Source organism: Terrimonas alba (assembly GCF_042434975.1).
In the GTDB taxonomy this organism is placed as follows: Bacteria; Bacteroidota; Bacteroidia; order Chitinophagales; family Chitinophagaceae; genus Terrimonas_B; species Terrimonas_B alba.
In genome coordinates, this window is record NZ_JBHMQM010000009.1 from 156,460 (window position 1) to 176,912 (window position 20,453).

The window sequence follows — 20,453 nt, forward strand, 5'->3', positions numbered from 1 at the left end:
ACCTTTTTCTAAATACAAATGAGCCTCACTCATCTCGTCCCGGATCCCAGTCGTCCAGAACCCCTGCCAGATGATTAATGAAGACTACCGGTATTCCATTACCATCACTGCCAAGCTTACGATAAACAAACTTTACTCCACATACATCAATGGTTTCCGTTTTTACATTTTGATAAGTTATAGTTGTTGATTTTAGTGTATCAATATTTAGACTGTTAGTTTGAGCAACTGATGTACTGATCATTCCAGCAATTAGAGCAAACGATATAAAATACTTTTTCATTCTTTATTGTTTTTTACGTTTTTTCGAAATCTTTCGATATATCCTGTTTATAATTCAGGTTTTTAAAATTGCAGGACATGTTCTGTAATTGAGAATCTTTTTAACTCTTAAAATTTTGTGGCAGCAACTGCGTTGTATTCTTCTTTGAGTTAACCAAACCAAAAGCCACTTTTGGAAAAAGACGATTGACGATGTAAAGCAACTTAGTGTCGCCAACTCTGATGGTAAACTGATTCTTCTTAAGACCTGCAATAAGAGCCTTTACAAGTTTTTCGGGGGTCAACTTTTTATCGTTTCTTGTTGCCGTCATTTCAGTATTCACGACAGGTGGCAAAAGCTCAAACACTTTCACATTACTGTTAAGAATTTCAAGATGTTTCCTAAGCGTTTCTGTATAGAAACGCAGTGCCACTTTAGAAGCGGAATATGTTGATTCAATTGCAGAAGGAACATATGCAAGAAGTGAAGTTGTATTGATAATAGCCCCTTCCTTTCTTGATTTCAGCATGTCCATAAAAAGATTATTCAGTCTGATCACTCCGAAATAATTGACATTCATTTCATATTCGGCATCTACCAAATGGCTATCACTTTTAATACCCATATTGTTGGATATTTTTAAAACTCCTGCATTATTATAGAGAATGTCAATGCCACCCGATTTTTCAACTTGCTGAAAAAGAGAAATAGCATCGACCTCATTTGCGGCATCACTTTTTATGGCAGTAATCTTGGGAAATTGCTGTTTTACCTTGTCCAATTTTGCTTGGGACCTGCCTGTGATAATGACTTTAGCACCTGCATTTAAAAATTGCTTTACGGCTTCTAAACCTATGCCGGCAGTGCCACCAGTAATTAAGACCGTTTTATTTTGTAACTCCATTTTTTAATTTTTATTTTATTTTAAAATTTGTTTAATTTTTTGAGAACACCTTTTCCTAAAATCCCATAAGCAAAGTGCTGCAGATTAATCAAGGCAGAAGTGCCCTTACCAACAATGTTCCTGAACTTAGGCTTATCAGTTTGAACTACTTTAAGCACTTTCCCTACAACAATTGAAGGGTCTTCGGCTTGTTCTACTAAGTCGTTCGTGAATTTTGCAATTTTTTTTCTTAACGTATTATAATCGTCGATTTTAGCTACAGGTGATGATGAATTACCCAGAATACTTGTTCTAAAGGCCGAAGGTTCTATCATCGCCACATCAATATTGAACTCATTCAATTCGTATCGGAGTGATTTAAAATATCCTTCCAATGCGTGTTTTGAGGCAGCATAGTAAGCGGCATTAGGAAATGAAACAAGCCCTACAATTGAACCTACAGTTATTATTTTTCCGATTTTTGTTTTCTAAAAAAAGGCAATACAGCATTAGTTACTTTTATAGTTCCCCAAAAGTTAGTTTCCAATTGTTGCCTGCCTAACTGAATAGGTGTTTCCTCTGCAATACCCGACACTAAAAAACCTGCGTTATTAATCAGAATATCCAAGCGCCTTATTTCTTTGAATATCCTTTCGGGAAAAGTATTAATTGACTGTTCTGAATCAAGATCTAATGCGATCATTTTGAAGGGTAACGTCGTCGTATACTTTTCAGGGTTACGGCTTGTGCCGATTACATGGTAGCCGCTTTGGTGAAGTTTGTTGGCGATAAGAAGGCCAAAGCCTGAAGAAGACCCCGTTATCAAAATTGTTTGTTTCATTTTTAAATAGTTTGTAATTTTACTTGCAGATTGCAAGTGCAATATACATGTTACTTGCAAAACGCAAGTGATTTTTTAAAAAAATATTCTTAATGAAAACAAAAAAGAGATCGGATTGCCCTATCAGTAGTTCTCTGGATATATGGGGTGATAAGTGGTCCCTGTTGATAATCAGGGATCTGATGGACGCAAAAGAATGCACCTACGGTGACTTTTTAAAATCGCCCGAAGGAATAGCTACTAACATTTTAGCTACCCGTTTACAAAATTTGGAAGAAAACAAGCTTATTGAAAAATTAGATCACCCGGAAAGTAAAGCCAAAGTGCTGTATAGGTTAACCCGGAAAGGGATTGACTTAGTTCCTGTAATGATTGAAATAAGCTTATGGGCCGAAAAATATTTTTCAATACCGGCTGATAGAAAAGCATTGTTGAAAGAAGTGAAAAAAGATAAAGAGGGATTTATAAAAGCGGCGATCAAAGAATTGAACAGTTAAGTTAGCTTCAGTTCGGACCTGACTAAATGAGTAGATAGATACATAAAACCTCGAACTTTTGGTGCCCCATTAATAACCTGAATTGTCCGGAAATGTCCCCAGTTCCCTTAAATCTTGCAGGATTTGGTTCGAGTCTTCGTACCTTGGGGCTACAAACCCAAAGACCCGGTAGCCAGGGTCTGCGATGACGGTAGAATATGAGTTGACAGCTCATGGTAAAACATTAGAGCTTTTGATCCATACAATAGCATTCGTGGGGAGTTTCCCACTGGAAATTCTTGTTTAGAAAGAAAAGGGTAACAGAAAAGTACAACAGTAAAAGCTGTTTTCTTCGCTGATTTTATAGGGTTCGCCGAAACTATTTCGATTGATTTATTGATGCCTGTTTTAAGTTACTGAGTATTGGCTTTTCCAGTCCTTGTAAAACATTTTGACCGGGTTTGATCAACTCAAACACGACGATCTCATTCCTGCCTTTCTTTAACCATTCAACCGGAACATATACAGTTTGCTGTGGCCCAATCTCCCAGTATCTCCCCAGGTTGTGACCATTCACCCATACAACACCCTTGCCCCAGTTGGAAAAATCAAGATAGGTATCGGCTGATTGATCAATCGTGAAATAACCTTTCTTTACGACGGGCACACCTGCTACCAGTTTAGATACAGCTTTTGATTCAAGAGTATTAATATCATCAAAAGGGAGAGAATACATTTTCCAGTCTTTTACTTCTTTTCCATCAAGCAATACCTTTTCCGTAATGCCTTTTTTGTTTTTCAACAAATAAGGTCCGAAGTTTATTCTTCCCATGTTCTCAACCAGAATATCAATTTGGGCTTTACCCTTGGGCATATCAACCAATAAGCTATCCTGGTATAAACGTCTGTCTAATATACCTGCACGTTTACCGTTGATGAATACAATACCATAGTCACGCAGATCTTTGATTTTTAATAACTGCTTTGATCCGCCACCGCTATTAATTGTAGTACGATAAAGTACATACCCATAGGCTTGTTTTAAATCTTCAAATGTGAGCGGTGTGGAATGGGAAACAGGTTTTGAAAGCAAATCAAAAACGGAAGCATTGTTGGTAAATATAACCGGAGTAGTAGCAATGGCAGGTTTTGCGTTTGGAATTTCTGGTAACTTCTCTCCGGGTGGTAAATTTTTTTCGATGGCTTCTCTGAATTTTAAAAACTTGGGCGTTACATTGCCTGCTTCATCCAGCGGCGCATCATAATCATAGCTGCTGATCTGTGGCTCGTAGGGATTTTTATCGTTGTAATTAGCGCCATTCATAAAACCTCTTGTCGTGCCGCCATGAAACATATACATGTTGATGGATATGCCGGCTTGCAGTACAGTATCCAATCTGCCCGAATATAATTCCGCCGGTACCGTATGATGCTTTGTACCCCACCAATCAAACCATGCCGGGTACCACTCTGCAATAAAAAAAGGCCCCTTGCCATTATGATTCTGGCTGATCAATTTTCTCACTTTCGCAGGATTATCTATCGCATTGATGGCGGGTAAAAAACCAGGCAAATGACCATCTTTGATAGCCGGCTCAGGATCGCAGGTGTACAATATGCCATCGAAGCCTGCCTCAATAAACATTCTCCGGTTGATATCCAGGTATTCCTTATCCGCTCCATACGAACCGTATTCATTCTCAATCTGCACCATCAACACATTACCCCCATGATTTACCTGCAAAGGAGCCAACTGCTTTCCTACCTGTATGATGTAATTTCTATACGCCTTGAGATATTGCGATTCCTTACTCCTTACTTCCAGTCCTTTTATATTCTGCAGCCAATAAGGATAGCCACCAAATTCCCATTCAGCACATACATAAGGGCTTGGTCTCAGGATAACCCAAAGTCCTTCTTCCTGCGCTGTTTTTACAAAAGCAACAATATCATTGTTACCCTTAAAATCATATTCACCCTGTTGCGGCTCATGAATATTCCAGAATACATATGTACCAATGGTATTCAGGCCCATCGCTTTCGCTTTCTTCATTCTATCCCGCCAGGCTTCCCTGGGTATTCTTGGATAATGCATTTCACCGGATATTATTTGAAACGGCTTACCATCCAACAAAAAAACAGAATCAGCTAAACTGAATGTATGCGATGCCTGTTGGGCAAAAAGCGTATTGAAAAGAAAAAACGTAAAGATCAGCAATGGAATAAATTTCTTCATATTGTTCCTGTTTAAATAGGTAGGTTAAGGTTATTTGACTGAATTAGCAGAGAATCTATATTTAATCTTCATTTTTTATTAGTATCACCTTCTTGTTTCACCGCAGTTTTGATTACCTGCACACGATCATTATTTTTTGAAATAATAATTATAGGCTCGTGCCTGCTTGTTTGTACAAACAATACATCTCTTACATCACCATCAGCTTGGATACCCATTTGTAATTTCGATACTACCAACTGGTGTTTCAGCTTATCCCATTGCAATAAAACACCTCTGCCTGCATCTTCTCGTCCCAATTGCACTCTAAAGGAATAAAAGTTTCCTGCTGTAAAAATTTCTTTTGCACCATCATTGTTTACATCAAGACCAACCGCTCCCTGCAGGGGCGAAAACTGTAGTGCCGCAGGTAACCGGCGCAACAACAATTGGCTATTGCCAGTATTTTCAAGCCAGCAGTTTTGTAGCTCATTGACTTTTAATTCCAGCTTCCCTTTCTGTTGCTCTGAAGTAAAAATGGTATTGAGGTCTGCGGTCGCGTAGTCTTTGTAGTAAAAAAATTTGGATTTAAGCATCGGCATATCTTCCAATAACTCATTTCGCGAAGCATACGGGTAAGACTTGCTGCCAATATAGTAGAAAACCAATGGTGTGACTTTACCTAAATGGAAAAAGTCATTCACATATAAAGACATCGGCTCCTTCGCTGATGCCCTAAACTGCGTGTTGGGCGCAAGATTGCCTAACAAAAAGTCTTCGTCTCCGTCATTATCAACATCCACAGGTATTATGCAGGTCCACAGGCCATTCGATTCCTGCAAACCATAATTATTTGTTTGATCAGTTAATTTGCCTCCCTTATTAATAAATATTTTTATTGGCATCCACTCGCCTGCAATCAACAAATCAGGCAATTGATCCTTATTCAGGTCGGTCCACACGGCAGAGGTGGTCATACCTGCATACTGCAGCGAGGGTGCCACGGAAGCAGTAACATCCGCAAACTTCACCACTCCTTTCTCTGACTGATTTTGCAGGAGATAAGATATTGGCGTGATACCGTATGCACCAGGCACAACCCGGCCACCAACAAAGATATCAGGCTTACCATCCCGGTTATAATCAGCTATCGATACGCAGCTTTTGGAACTGTGCATAGCAGGTAAAGCATCTTTTGATAATTTAAATCCGGCTTCACCATCATTCAGGTATAGCTTATCCTGGTATGCTGCTCTATCCTCGTTTTCATTACCACCATTCACGATATACAGATCAAGATCCCTATCACCGTCAGCATCAAAGAAAATAGACTGCGCCTGGTCGCAATTATTTTCTTGTTGCCAGGGCTGCGAAGCGGCGGATTTAAATTGGCCGTTTTGCGTTTGCAGGTATAGACATGCTTTGCCTTCCTTAGGGGCCCCTATAAAAATATCTTCCAATCCATCCCCATTCACATCTCCTTTCGACATTTTAGGCCCTTGCTTTGATAATTGCCAGGGAAGCAATGATTCACGTTTGAAGTCAACAAACTCATTTTCTGTTTGAAAAAAATCAATTCCCGAAGTCGCTGAAATGTCTTGAAAGACCGGAGAACTATCTTGATGAATAGCTACACTATCCTTATTGGCTGTTGCCTCATCAACAATTATCGTTTGATTAGCTTTTATATTCTTCAGTAGGGTATAGTTTCCTTTTGGCCATCTTATAGTTAGTGTATTGATTACGGAATCTCGTCCCAAACCAAAATGTAGTATGGATGACACCGAAGAAAGATAACCACGTACGGTTTGCTGCTCCACTGTCTGCCGTTGACTCGTATATGTCTCTACATCAACACGGGCGCCTGTTGCGCATGTATTTCCTGCAATACCCTTCAACTGAATGTTGAGATAATTTCCACCTGCAAGATTATTGTTGCGATAAACCGAAGCCCGTTCACCCATATTGTTTACAACAAGGTCAAGGTCGCCATCATTGTCCAAATCAGCATACGCTACACCATTCGATACATTAGAAGTATGCAAGCCCCATTGTGCGGTTACATTTTCATACGTAAGATCTCCCTTATTATGAAAGGCATAATTCGAAAGTTTAGTTTGCGGAATACTGTCTATTAGTTGCCATAGCGGAGCATTAAAGCCATACAATTTTCTGAATTCCTGCACCTGGTAGGTTTGAAAATCCATGTTCGAATAATCCCGCCAGAAACCATTTGTAATGTATAGATCTTTACTTCCATCGTTATCGAGGTCGGCAAACAGGGATGCCCAACTCCAGTCTGTGTTAGCGATACCTGCTAATTGCCCTATCTCTGAAAATCGCGGTAAATCATTTTCAGTATTACCATTATTTAATTGCAGCGTGTTGCGCATATTCTGATGCATATAACCGCTATCGACCAGTATATTGTACTTATCGTATTCATCAGGGCCGCGCAATACTTTCTGGCGATAATTATCTTCGGGCCACATATCAGGTACTATAATATCCATGCGGCCATCATTATTGCAATCGGCCACGTCGCAACCCATTCCGTATTTAGAAATATGTTTTAATGCCTCTTTGGTAACCTCTCTAAACGTTCCATCCTGGTTATTAAGCAAAAGAAAGTCTTGCTCTTCATAATCATTGGTCATATATAAGTCGGGCCACCCATCATTATTGATATCAGACGCTACTACACCCAAACCAAAATTGTTTCCACCTCCTGCTATTCCCGATGAATCAGAAACATTGGTAAAATGCCCGCTATCATTCCGAAACAAATAATTACTAAAATAAGGATGCCGCTTATGCCGCAACTTATAGGTATTTACAAGCGGTGAGTAAAACATGGTGGCATGATTGAGCAGGAACATATCCAGATCACCATCGCGATCATAATCAAAAAAAAGTGACTGTGTGCTATTGGTGCCGGGAGCATCTAAACCATATTCGACAGCTTCGTCCTTGAAAGCAGGGATACCTTTCTGCACGCCCTTGTTAATGAACAATTGATTGCTCCGGCTCTGCGGCTCGCCATTACCTGAGTAACAAACATAAATATCCAGCAACCCATCACCATTTACATCTGCCATCGATACACCCGTCTTCCAGCCTGGCTTACCTTCTACCCCTGCAGGTTTAGTGATATCCTCAAACTGAAGATTGCCTTTATTAAGATATAGCTGATCGGAAACTTGATTAGCAGTAAAGAAAATATCCTGCAGACCGTCATTGTTTATATCACCAACGGCAACCCCGGCGCCGTTGTACATGTATTCATAGGTGAATATATTTTGATTTTCCGTTTCGGTTATGTTATTAGCGAAACTGATACCGCTACTTTCCGAAACGTCGGAGAACTGTTGCAGCGCAGTTTGTCTGCAGGCTGTAACACTGCAAGCAAAAAGAAGAAATACTATCGTGTTCTTTATGGTCATGTGTAATATCACCTGCAAGAGGCTGTAATCAATCAAGGATTACCGAAACCACGCTTTTTGCAGGGATGATTAATTTATTTATGGGTACGCTACTTTTTTTAAGATTGTTTGTTGCATCTGTTGTGTACGTGACAAGCATTTTATCTGCAGACAATGCAACATTTTCTTTTTTAAAAGAGATGGGCTTTTTTTCAGCAGATGGGTTTACAATTATTATTACATATCTATCTTTACTGTCTTTAAACGCTGAAACAAACAATTCTTTTGCGGTAGTTGAAGCTTCAATTCTATTCATACCCGGCCGAACAAAGAAACTGTAATTACCCAACACCCACAAAATCTTACTATCGTAATAATTGCCGTTGGTTTTATTTTTATCAATGTAGATTAAACCGTCCTTGTAGTTATACGGCGATATTGCTAACCACCATTGCCATGCAGATGCATTGGCCCACACAAGGTCTTCATAAATCACTTTGGCAACGTATAATGCCGGATCGATACCAAGGTCTTTTTTGTCTCCATCTATCTCTCCTGCATTGTCGCCGAGAATACAATATTCTGTTTGCCAGAGCTCCAATCCTTTTATTTTGAAAATACTGTCCCTGATCTGTGTTCTTAAGGCAACTGCATCCCGATAAGGAGAAGTTGAAAAATAACTATGGGCGGCAGTCACTCCTTTAATCGCAGGGAGATTGCCGACATAATCAGCAGATGAAGAATTGAAGAATGCATTCACCTGATTGTCTTTGCCCGGCTTATCATCACTTTTCAACAAGTATTTTAAATGTCCCGATTCAGGAACGATAATCTTGGTTGTCAAATTGCTTCTAAGAAATTCACCATTGAAGACATTTACTAATTTGCCTATTTCTGCATTATTATAGGGACATCCTTCCTGTTTGCCATCACTCCAGTCCCATTGCGGTTCGTTTACGGGACTAATGTAGTTGAACGAAACACCGGTCGCTTTTTTTACCTGGCTAATTGCTTCGACAGCGTAAGTTGCAAAATCTTTATAACGATTGCCATCTATGTTAGTGTGGCCTTTTGATGCAAATGCTTTTTTATTGATAGTAAGATGAACAGGCGGACTATTAAAAAATGCCAGGAATTGATTTACACCTCTTTTTTGAGCAGCTAACAAAAACCAGTTTTGCGCCTTGATACGAGCTGTGGCCTCATTGCTGTCATTTTCAAGAAATGCGGCCCGACGCCACTCGTCTTTGATTCCGCTTTTTATTCCCTGGTTGGCACTTCCGGCGCCAATGTTATATCGCCACATGCTCAATCCAATTCCTTTGGGGGCTCCATCTTTTAATGTATCAGTACTAAAAAGTAAATCGGCAATTGCATTCTTCTTTTCTTCAGGCCAATTACCCACAAACTGGCAAGACCAGGCATCTGATGCTGCAAAATTATCAATGGCCTGATATGTCTTTGACGGATCAAACATTATTACTGACGCATTGCTTTCCTGGCTCTGTGCATCAACAGCAACCAAAATAGCAACGAATAAAATGATGCGTTTGATGTTGAATGTAATTGTCATTTCAATTTACTCTATCATGGAAAATCATTATCAGAACGTTCCGAAGTTAACACAAAGACGATGAGACAGTTTATTATAATCCCCAGCCATATCTTATTCTCGACACTCCTGATATATTGGTTGTAGTAAGTGCAATATTTACCCCGCTTCCACTGCGGGTTTGAATACTGTACGAATCATTATCTCTTAAGCCCGGCCAATAAACACTGGATATCTTATCAGTTCTGAATACATTGGTTGAACCCTGTATGTAAGCAATTTCATTATCGTTATTTACCAACCCGGAATAATCTTTTCCCGTAGTCATACCAGCGCCAAACTCTGTAACTATTGTTCTTGAAGCAAAACTGCCAAACCGGCTTCTCCAGTCAGATTGCCAATCGGATAAACTACGTGTCGCCCAAAAAGCATAATTATGCAAAGCAAGGAGACAACCGGAAAATCTGCTATCTGCTCCAATGTCCGTTACGTTTTCGGAATAACCCGTTCCACCTAATAAAATTCTTTCTCTTGGTACATTAGGATACCTCGAAAGAAACTGCACATATATATCGGTTAATGCAGGCAGCGAATAGCCATGAGGTTCGTTGAATACTTCGAAAAATACTTTTGCACTATTGCTATATTTTGTTACAACAGTATCCCACATATTCCAGAAAGCAGTAGTATTATCAATTAAGCCGTTGCGTGACGATGCCGATTCCCAGCAAGCCAGGATAACATTCATATTCTTGCTTATTGCTTTATCAATAGCACCTGTGTAGCGGTTCCACCATACTTCCAATATTGATGGAGGGTTGATAGGTAAACGAACGGTATTTACTCCGGGCATGTTTGTTTGAAAGCCACTCAACACGGCATCGGCTTTTGCTGATACGATGTTGTAATCATCGCCTGCTTCAAGACCGGATGGAATCACCCATCCATCTACAAAATTATCACGGCCATCTGCCCAATTGACTCCCGCCATTGCAACTGGTGTTGCCGGAATTGGCGTTGGTGGGGTTGTATCGGTTTTAGCTATATCTTTTTTTGAACAGCTATATATCAATACCAGAAAGGAGTATAGGAGGATTGCAGTTCGTTTTTTCATATCACTGATTGCCTGGTAACGGCAAGAATACATAACTAAGGTTTTATAAAATTTCCATTGAACTCTTCAGTCAGCAACTTAAGCTTAATCCCTGGGGATGGCCCCGGCAATAGCGGGGCCATATATCCAGAGAGACTGCTTGCGTATGAAAAAACTATTAATACCCTGTGTTCTGTTCAATCTTATTTCCGGAAGCCTGTATTTCCGCTCTTGGAATGGGTAGCCAATACATGCGTGGATTAAATGCACGACCATCCAGGGCTACCTTATTGGCATAGGTCAATGTACCACCACTCATCGTAATACTAATGCCCAATGCAGGTTTGCTCTCTGTTTCTTCCGCTATCTTCCATCTGCGTACATCATAGAACCGATGTTCTTCAAATGCCAGTTCTATTCTTCTCTCATTACGGATCGCTGTTCTCATTTCGCTTTGCGACACGGCTGAAACCGCAGGCATATTTACACCCGCCCTGCTTCTGACCATGTTGATAGCAGCACGAGCAGACAAAGTAGCACCCGCCGGAACCGCATCAGGTCCGCCTGCTTCATTAGCAGCTTCTGCAAAATTCAGGAGGATCTCCGCATAGCGGAAATAGTACCAGGGTTGAAAGCCTGCATTACCCCATGGGTTTTGCAACGGATAGGCTTCATTCATAAACTTCCTCAGATTATAGCCGGTTTTAGAAGTGTTCCAGTTGTCATTACCATCTTTACTGTCTTTACCACCTGGAGTAAATGTTTCAAGCGCTCTGCCCCTGTAGATAGCACCGTTATATAATATCGTTGCATAAAAACGCGGATCACGATTTACATAAGGATCTTGCGGATCGTAATTTGACGTAGGATCAGTGATCGGTTTTCCATTGTCCATTTCATAATCGTCCACCAGGTTCTGCAATGGAAGGTTTCCACCCCATCCACCATATCCATTAGGTCCATTGGCGATTTCCAGGTGGGTATGACCTGCATTTTTGGTATACAGTCGTGCAAAAATGGTTTCATTATTATTGGCATCTAAAAACAGGTTGCCATATCCTCCTGTGTACAAACCATACTTACCTAAACCAATAACAGCTTGTGCTGCAGCCACCGCATCCTGCCATGTACCAACATTGTATAAAGGGCTGGCCGCATATAAAGTAAGTCTTGACTTGAGTGCTAATGCTGCGCCTTTGGTGGCTCTTCCAAGCAGCCATGAGCCGTCATTATTTACCGGAAGATTTGCTGCTGCTTCGTCTAATTGTGCCAACACATAGTCAATGCATTCTTTGATACTGCTTCTTTTAAACAGTGCTTCATCCTGCAAATTATCTGAAAGGTTATACACGTTATCACCCATCAACACTACACCACCATAGTTCCTGATCAGGTCCTGGTAGCGAAATGCACGAATGAATTGCAGTTCGGCCTTGAGCTGTGCTTTGTGTGCATCGCTCATTTGCACTTGTTCAAGATTACTGAGTGCCCAATTGCATTCACGTATGCTACGATAGCTTCTTCCCCAGATGGTACCGGCAATACCCGTGTTTTCAGGGGCCAGCAAACCTCTTTGAATTAGCCAGGTGTTATCGTCATTGTTATAGATCGATTCATCGGTTAAAGAGCTCCACATAGCATATTCAAAGCCCCGTCCAAATCCGGGATTGGTTCCATCACCCTCTTTATCTTGTAATCTTATACCGATATATCTGTTCGTCACAAAAGACTCAAAAATAGAAGAGTCTGCTAGCAGGGCCGCTTCCGAAACCCGGTCGGTTGGCGTGACATCGAGAAGATCTTTTTTGCAGGAAACCAATGACATCAATCCTGCAGCAATAAGTATATGATTGAGAAACTTATTTTTCATCTGTAAATTTTTTAATTTTTAAAAATGTCAGATGGAATTCGCCGTTAAATTTTCATCGCTGATGTGAATAATAGCTCGAAAATTTTATGGCTCATTTCATAATACATTTTGTTTAATAGTTAGAACCGAACATTTACTCCCACGTTGATAATTCTTTGTTGCGGATAAAACTGGCCGCTGCCACTGTTACCTTCCGGGTCAACATCTTTCAGCTTTGTAATGGTGAAGAGGTTGAATGCATTCGCATACAATCTCAACGATTGCATTCTTATTCTTGACAGCCATTCAGGTGAAAGATTATAGCCCAATTCCACATTTTTCAAACGAAGAAATGAAGCATTCTGCAACCAGAAAGTGCTGTTGTACGATCCGCCATTTACAGAAGAAGAAGTTCTTGTGTCAACTCTTGGATAGGTTCCGTTTGTGTTGGTAGGACTCCAGCGGTTGTCGGCCCAACTACTATAGAAATTACCAATGGTTCCAGATTCAGGCAATACGTATTGATTTACATGTGCCTGCCCTGCAAATACTGCAGAAAAATCAAAGTTTTTATAACCGGCATTCATCAGAACACCATAAGTGATTTCTGGTATGTTGCCGTACTTTGTTCTCACCTGGTCGTCAGCACTAATTTTTCCATCACCATTATAATCCTCGTAAATAAGATCTCCCGGCTTTGCTACGCTTAAGTGCGGATACTTGTTGATATCATCTTCCGAACGGAAAATGCCTATTGCATTATACAGGAGATAGGTATTCATAGGACCCCCTGTTTGTCTTTGATGAGGCAATACGGCTGAAGCTTCATCAATATTGATGATCTCACTTTTTGCATAAGTGATATTACCCGAAATACCATAGGTAAATGCGCCTGCCTTGTTATTGTACCCAAGTGTGGCTTCAATACCATTGCTGTTTAGTTTGCCAATATTTTCAGAAGGGACAAGAGGATCTGATCCATGAGGATTTACAATACCGGAAACAAAAGGTATGGAGGCATTTCTTGTCCAAAGAATGTTGGAACGTTTTTGTTGGAAATAAATAAACTCAAAGGAGAAGTTCTTCAGGAAAGTTCCTTCCAAACCAATATCCATTTTTTTAGCAACTTCCCAATGAATATTTGGATTGGCCAGTTTGACCAGCGCAATACTTGGGACAATATTTTGGACCACCCCTGATTGAGTATATGATCCCAATACCAAATCGTCATCGAATAAATAATTGTTGAGATATTGGAACAATCCTACGTTATCATTTCCAAGCGAACCATAAGAAGCTCTCAGCTTAAGATCATTTATGAACGGAACATTGAAAAATGATTCTTTTGAAATTCTCCATCCTGCAGAAACAGAAGGAAAATAACCATACCGGCTTCCGTCAGGAAAAGTTGACGAACCATCTGCACGCATCTGCACTTCAGCCAGGTATTTCTCGTTATAATCGTAAGCTATCTTTCCTATAAAACTCCGTCTTGTAAAGTTATAACTGCTCCCCGCATTGTCTCTATCGGTAGCAGCGGTACCGCCCTGGGATAATTCAGGTGTTTCAGGAGTAGGAAAGTTTTGCCTGAAAGCATTGAAGTTCTCAGATTTTATTTCACTTTGCTCATAGCCAACAAAGCTGTTGACGCTGTGTAAACCAAAATTTCTTTGATAATTCAATTTGATGTTTGAAGTGATTTGGGTTTGATTTACTTGTCCTTCCCAAAGTGTAGCACGATTATTTGAGCCGCCTACAGTACTTGGTGTGTAGGTGTTTGTACTCTTGTCATAAGAATAAAGCAAATAAGGCTTTGACAATGTCTTTGTGAAAAACCATGATTTATCAATAGCAGCAAAACCATCAATTGATAATCCTTTTACGGCTGGAATATTATAACTGGCTTTTAGGATTCCATTGAAAACCTGTCCCGGATTTTTTACCAATCCACCTATATCGGTTGACATCACTGCCGGATTCGATCCTTCAATACCACGGGAGGGCAATCCATTTGGATAAAAAGCGGGTAAGGTTGCATAGGCCCTGTAGATAGAACGGAAAATGCTGCCTGCGCCTGAAGTAGGAAATTTCCTGTCTTCCTCTCTGCCGGAAAGATATAAGCTGACTTTAAAATCCTTTGTTATGCTGGCATCAATGTTGGACCGGAAGCTGTATTGCTTGTAGTTGGTCGCTCCGTTTTTATAAATCCCATCCTGGTATAAAGTACCCGCAGAAAGAAAATATTTTATATTCTCAGAACCACCTGAAACAGAAACATTCGCCTGGTTTTGCAAGGCTGTATTCTTGAGTGCAGCTTCCTGCCAATCGGTATTAGGATAATTCAGCGGATCTGAACCATTGGCGAACTTTTGAATTTCCTCTGCGCTGTATTGTTGATTCAAACCTCCTGCCTGGTTATTATAATAAGCTACTTCATTAACAATAGTTGCATAAGTAGCAGCATCGGCCATCTTGGGCAAGCGGGTTGGAGAAGAAAAACCCTGGTTGAAGCTTGCTGAAATGGTTGGTTTACCGGTTTTACCACGTTTAGTGGTAATTAATATAACACCATTAGCCGCCCTGTTACCATAAATGGCAGCAGAAGCATCCTTTAAAACAGATATGGTTTCAATATCATTAGGATTCAGTCTCTCCAGGCCGCCAATCTGGCCAGGCACTCCATCCACAACAATTAGTACATTGTTATTATTTAATGTACCAAAACCGCGGATTAAAATTCCCGAGCCATCATATCCAGGCTCGCCGCTTCTATTGTTGATAATCATTCCCGAAAACCTTCCGGCAAGTGAATTGGAAAGGTTGGGCTGCGGACTCTTTACCAATTCCGCTCCCTTCACGGTAGAAATAGAACCTGTCACCGTCGCTTTACGCTGACTGTTATAACCAACCACCACTACATCGGTTAGTGTAGCGTTGGTAGGCGTCAGTTCAACATTAATCGTAGTTCTGCTATTCACTGCAATCTCTGTTGAGCCATAATTGACGTGCGAGAATACAAGTGTAGCCTTTGCCGGAGCAGTAATAGAAAACCTTCCTTCCGCATTGGTGGACGTGCCGGTCGACTCGCCTTTTACCTGTACAGTTACATCCGCCAGGGAAGTGTCGCCCGAAGTTACCCGTCCGGTAACGGTGATTTGTGCAAATGCTGAAAGGGATAAAAAAGAAAACAAAAACAAACAGAGCATAAGCGGCGCCTGTTTGTGCTTACGGGGTGGCGCAACAACGCCTTTCTCATTCGTTGGCAAGCAATTCATTTTGCAGTCGTGTTTTAAATTAAAAATGGAGATAGAAGCCAGAACAGTTTGTAGGAAAAGAAGCGACAGTTTGTCAGAGTTTAAAAAATTGAATCATTGGTTGTCTAAATGAACATCCTCCTTAACCTGCTACCGTCTCCTGGCTGATATCAGTGATACAAAACCAAATTTAGACTGCGCTATCAGTTAGCCTGGGTTCCTGATTATCCAAAAAAGGGGTACAAATTCTGAATTTTAAACTTAAAGACCGAAAGATTTACGCTTAAATTGGGTTCTGGAAGAGGTTCATTCTCGTATTAGAAATTAAAACGGGAAAATGATCGCTGTCCGGTCATGAGATTTTATAGCAGGTTGGTAACATTGCCATATCACCCTTTTGAGGGAACAAATGATTCAGACTGCATGAAATTTTTAGAGATAACTGCTATTTTGACAATTCCGGGAATCTATTTCCTCACGCTATGATCCAGGGTCTGGTTATTATGAAATGGCTTCCTGAACTTCCTGATGTAGTCGGAAGGATTTAATCCAAAAAGGCTATTGAACTGCGCCCGGAAATATTTTATACTTTGAAACCCAACCATGGTTGCTGTTTCATTCACATTCATTTCCGTACTGATCAAAAGCTCAGCCGCCTTTTTTAAACGTACAAAGCGGATAAAACTATTGAGTGACTGGCCAGACACCGCTCTTATTTTTTTGTACAGGTTAGAATGGCTCATGCCCATTTCCGTCGCCAATACCTTTATCGAAAAATCATCATCCAGCAAATGCTCTTCAATGATCCTCATACAGTTTTCGATAAACTCCTTGTACTCAGCAGATACTTTAAATTTCGCCGATCCCAGGGTTACTTCATTATAGAAATAACTCTGCAGGATATTCCTTCGTTTTAAAATGGAACTTACCCTGGCCATTAAAATATCTTTATCAAAGGGCTTTTTAATAAAATCATCCGCTCCCTGGTGCATGCCTTTTAGCTGCATTTCATCGGACGAGCTGCCTGTTAGTAAAATGACCGGTATATGGTTTAGGGAACTGTCTTCCTTAATTGTTTTACAAAGATCCAAACCATCCAATCCCTGCATCACAATATCGCTTATGATCAGGTCGGGCAAATGTTCTTTCGCCAGCTTCAGTCCTTTACTGCCATCCGCTGCCTGGAGTATTTTGTATTGATCACTTAAGATATTGACAAGATAATGCCTGATTTCCTGGTCGTCATCTATAATCAGCAATGTCTGTTTTTCGGTAGCCAGTTCCTGGATCACCAAGGGATTGGTTTGACTCTCTTCCTGCTCTGCAGGATCTTCTGACATTTCGTTTAATAAAGAAGATACCGGCTTTGTCGTCGATGAAGCTTCGGGTTTCTCCAAATCCGTCTCCTGGTCAACTTTATTTATTACAGTTTCCAAAGTACCGTTATTAGCAACTACCCGGTTTGCATTCAGGCACTTCAAACTAATATAAAAAGTAGTACCCTTACCCTCTTCCCCATTAAACAATATTGATCCGCCATGAGCTTCCACAAAATTTTTAACCAGGTAAAGTCCAATACCAAATCCCGCTTTATTATCGGCACTTTTCAATTGAGTGAAACGTTCAAAAAGTTTTTGCCCTTCTTCGGCAGGAATACCCGGACCGGTGTCGGAAACACTAATTTTTACATTCCCTTCATCTTCTTCTATCGTCAAAGCTATCGAACCCCCATCGGGTGTGAACTTAAAAGCGTTAGACAAAATATTAAACAAAGCAATCTCAATCTTTTCCCGGTCCGCTTCTATCATGATATCCTTAGCATCACATTTTAGCTCATATTCAATTCTTCGGGATCGTGCCTGCTCTGAAAAGCATAAGAATACTTCCCTGCAAAGCGTATAAACATTTTGGTTGCTGAGATTCAGCACGCCTGTTTCCTGTTCCGTCTTTTTGAAAAGCAAAAGTTGGTCTACCAATCGTAGCAGGCGTTTTGCATTCCGGTACACAATCCGGAGTTCCCTTGTCTCACCCTTGTTTTCCGTTTTATGCAGCAAATCTTTGATCGGGTTAATAATAAGCGACAAAGGTGTACGAAACTCATGCGACACGTTGGTAAAAAAAGCGATCTTTTTTTCATTCAGCTCTCTCTCCTTTTGCACTTCTACATTGGCTAACTGGATTTGGAATTTCAAACGGGCCTGGCGGTTCTTGTACAACGTATAAAAATATAAGATGCTTCCCACGGCAATGAAATATATACAATAGGCCCACCAGGTGCGGTACCAGGGAGGCAGCACTGTTATATGGAGCAGATCATACGGTTCGCTCCACGCCCCTCTTTTGTTACTCACCTTTACTTCAAAAATGTAATCACCTTCCTGTAAGTTTGAATAGTTAGCCGTACGGCTATTACCCACATTGTTCCAATGTTTATCCCACCCCTTTAACCGATACGCATAATTGATATTCGCTACATCCGAATAATCCAAACCCAGGTACTCCAGCGAAAGCAAGGCCTGATCATAGGGAATAACGATGCGCCTGATCTTTTCGATATTTCTCTCTTTTACAAATTTTTCATTTTTGGCAATCGGGCTATTGTTAACACGAAGGCCGGAAAGGAATAATTCCGGCGACAAGCTTTTGCTATGAACATGGCCTGGATAAAAGATATTAAACCCCTTAATACCGCCAAAAAGGAACTCACCGCTTTGAAGCGCCAGGGCTGCGTTAAAACTAAACTGATTGCTTTGCAAACCATCAGACTGGTAAAAATTCTGCCACTCATTTTTTTGAGCATTGAATTTTGATAGCCCATTGTATGTGCTGAGCCATAAATTTCCCAGCTCATCTTCGAGTATACGCAGCACGGTGTTGTTCGAAATCCCCTCGTTGGTAGTATAGCGTTGAAAATGGCCGGTTTTTTTATCGAAGAGCATTAATCCACCTTCCTGCGTTCCTACCCAAAAATTGTTTTTCTTATCCTCGTATATACAACGTATGGGATGACCTACTTTATAATAAGTATGCTTTTTATTAAGCGTATCAATTTTTATCAGGGAAGAGTAATCGCCGCCCCAGAGAGTACCGGTATGGTCTTCCGCCAGAGCCTGCAATTCAGACAAGCTATTATCAAACTCGACAAATTGTTTTGAACGATAATCAAACTGGTACAAGGCTCCGTTTCTTACAGCGCAGGCCCACAATCTATTCTTTGAATCAGCCAGCAACCGCCAAATATTATTATTAATCGTTTTTGTTTTGGCGTTGAAACATGTATAATGCTCAAAAGATTTTGTTGCCCGATTGTACCGGTTAATGCCATTAAACCAGGTGGAAAACCAGGTGTTGTTTTGTTTATCTTTTATAATACTGGTGATAAAATTGCTGCTGATGGAACCCGGATTTTTTTCATCATGCTCAAAGGTTTGATAGGTATTAGTGGGGCGATTCCAGTAACGAAGCCCCGCGCCATCTGTACCAATCCAGATGTTCCCGGGCTCATCTTCGCAAAAAGAAAAGATGAAGTTTTTTACTGAAGCATTATTATCACCCGGCTGGTAAATAATTTTCTTAAACGGTGATGCTGGTTCTATAATATTTATGCCACCCCGCAATGTTCCAATCCACTTTCGCTCTTCTTTATCTTCACACACCGCATAAGCGGAGTTGCTGTTGATCAGCGATTTGCCATTTTCATTCGTGGGTTGCAAGTGTTTCGCTTTTGACCCGCCTTGTTCCAGCAGCCATACCCCCGCTCCATCTGTTGCGATCCACAGGGCTCCCTTTTTATCCTCGCAAAGATTTACAACGGGGCCTCTATATGAAATATAACTTTCAGAAAAACGATTCGTCGTTTCATCGAACAGATAAAGCCCCCAGTCATTGCCAAGCCACAACTTTTCATTGCCAGTGGCTTTTAAACAATTAGCATAACGCTGCACATCACTTTTTAAATGAAGCGAGCCATCTTTGAAATTGAATTCATACAATCCATTATCCTGTACAAATACATACGCAACTCCTTTTCGTTTGTCATAGTTGATGGCAGATACGTAGTAGTTCAAAACATCTTTTCCTTTCGATTTTAACGGGATCTGTCGCCCGATATTCGCGTCTGAAAAATAAAAAAGCCCGTTGTGCTGTGTGCCTGCCAGTACTTTCTCCCCATAAATGACCGAGATCGCAATTACATTATCGTTAAGTTGCCGGGTAGTTTTTCCTTTATAAAAAGAGTAAGAGGGCGTAGAGAAAGTTGACGTAACCGGGTTTAAAATATTAACCTCTTTCTGCCCACCTATCCAAAGCTGGTGGCTTGCGTCTTCATCAATGGCATTAATATTATTGGAGCTCAGAGACGTGCTGTCGTCAATAATATTCCGGTAGGTTTTAAAACTGTGCCCATCATAACGGTTTAGTCCATCATATGTTCCAAACCACATAAATCCGTTATGATCCTGGAAAATGGTATTGACGACGTTATTGGAAAGACCGTTTTCAATACCTAAATACCGGACCTGTATATCCTGTGCATTGAGTTGGCAGGAAAACAAAACCGATATGAAAACAACTATAAAACGAACAGGGATTGACAAGCACATAGACG

At 40.6% G+C, this 20,453-nt stretch carries 10 protein-coding genes and 1 pseudogene; 1 reads left to right on the forward strand and 10 read right to left on the reverse strand.

From position 1 onward, the window contains the following. Positions 1-25 precede the first annotated feature (25 nt). From ACFEL9_RS23600 to ACFEL9_RS23610, 3 genes and pseudogenes are all read right to left on the reverse strand, one after another. Positions 26-283, reverse strand: coding sequence for a hypothetical protein (locus ACFEL9_RS23600; protein ID WP_385895169.1), 258 nt, complete (start codon positions 281-283; stop codon positions 26-28). A 100-nt stretch (positions 284-383) separates the two neighbouring features. Then, a complete protein-coding gene (locus ACFEL9_RS23605) occupies positions 384-1,166 on the reverse strand; it encodes an SDR family oxidoreductase (protein ID WP_385895171.1) in 783 nt (260 codons plus the stop codon). A 20-nt stretch (positions 1,167-1,186) separates the two neighbouring features. Next, positions 1,187-1,986, reverse strand: a pseudogene (locus ACFEL9_RS23610) (SDR family NAD(P)-dependent oxidoreductase). Between the two features lie 92 nt (positions 1,987-2,078). Between ACFEL9_RS23610 and ACFEL9_RS23615 the strand changes: the two are divergent. Beyond that, positions 2,079-2,483: a winged helix-turn-helix transcriptional regulator gene (locus ACFEL9_RS23615; RefSeq protein WP_385895172.1), complete on the forward strand. Its 405-nt coding sequence runs from the start codon at positions 2,079-2,081 to the stop codon at positions 2,481-2,483. A 358-nt stretch (positions 2,484-2,841) separates the two neighbouring features. Here the strand turns inward: ACFEL9_RS23615 and ACFEL9_RS23620 are convergent, their stop codons facing one another. The 7 genes from ACFEL9_RS23620 to ACFEL9_RS23650 all read right to left on the reverse strand — a co-directional run bounded on the left by ACFEL9_RS23620 (position 2,842) and on the right by ACFEL9_RS23650 (position 20,448). Next, on the reverse strand, positions 2,842-4,698 hold the full coding sequence (locus ACFEL9_RS23620) for a glycoside hydrolase family 35 protein (protein ID WP_385895174.1): 1,857 nt from the start codon (positions 4,696-4,698) through the stop codon (positions 2,842-2,844). A 68-nt stretch (positions 4,699-4,766) separates the two neighbouring features. Then, positions 4,767-8,120, reverse strand: coding sequence for a VCBS repeat-containing protein (locus ACFEL9_RS23625; RefSeq protein ID WP_385895176.1), 3,354 nt, complete (start codon positions 8,118-8,120; stop codon positions 4,767-4,769). A 28-nt stretch (positions 8,121-8,148) separates the two neighbouring features. Further along, positions 8,149-9,672 (reverse strand): glycoside hydrolase, encoded by a 1,524-nt coding sequence (locus tag ACFEL9_RS23630; protein ID WP_385895178.1) that lies wholly within the window; start codon positions 9,670-9,672, stop codon positions 8,149-8,151. 73 nt (positions 9,673-9,745) lie between these two features. Then, positions 9,746-10,765: a cellulase family glycosylhydrolase gene (locus tag ACFEL9_RS23635; protein WP_385895180.1), complete on the reverse strand. Its 1,020-nt coding sequence runs from the start codon at positions 10,763-10,765 to the stop codon at positions 9,746-9,748. A gap of 157 nt (positions 10,766-10,922) precedes the next feature. Then, a complete protein-coding gene (locus ACFEL9_RS23640; protein ID WP_385895182.1) occupies positions 10,923-12,614 on the reverse strand; it encodes a RagB/SusD family nutrient uptake outer membrane protein in 1,692 nt (563 codons plus the stop codon). A gap of 119 nt (positions 12,615-12,733) precedes the next feature. Continuing rightward, positions 12,734-15,868: a SusC/RagA family TonB-linked outer membrane protein gene (locus tag ACFEL9_RS23645; RefSeq protein ID WP_385895184.1), complete on the reverse strand. Its 3,135-nt coding sequence runs from the start codon at positions 15,866-15,868 to the stop codon at positions 12,734-12,736. Positions 15,869-16,314: 446 nt separating this feature from the next. Then, complete coding sequence (locus ACFEL9_RS23650; RefSeq protein WP_385895186.1) at positions 16,315-20,448, reverse strand: two-component regulator propeller domain-containing protein; 4,134 nt, start codon at positions 20,446-20,448, stop codon at positions 16,315-16,317. Between the last annotated feature and the right edge of the window lie 5 nt (positions 20,449-20,453).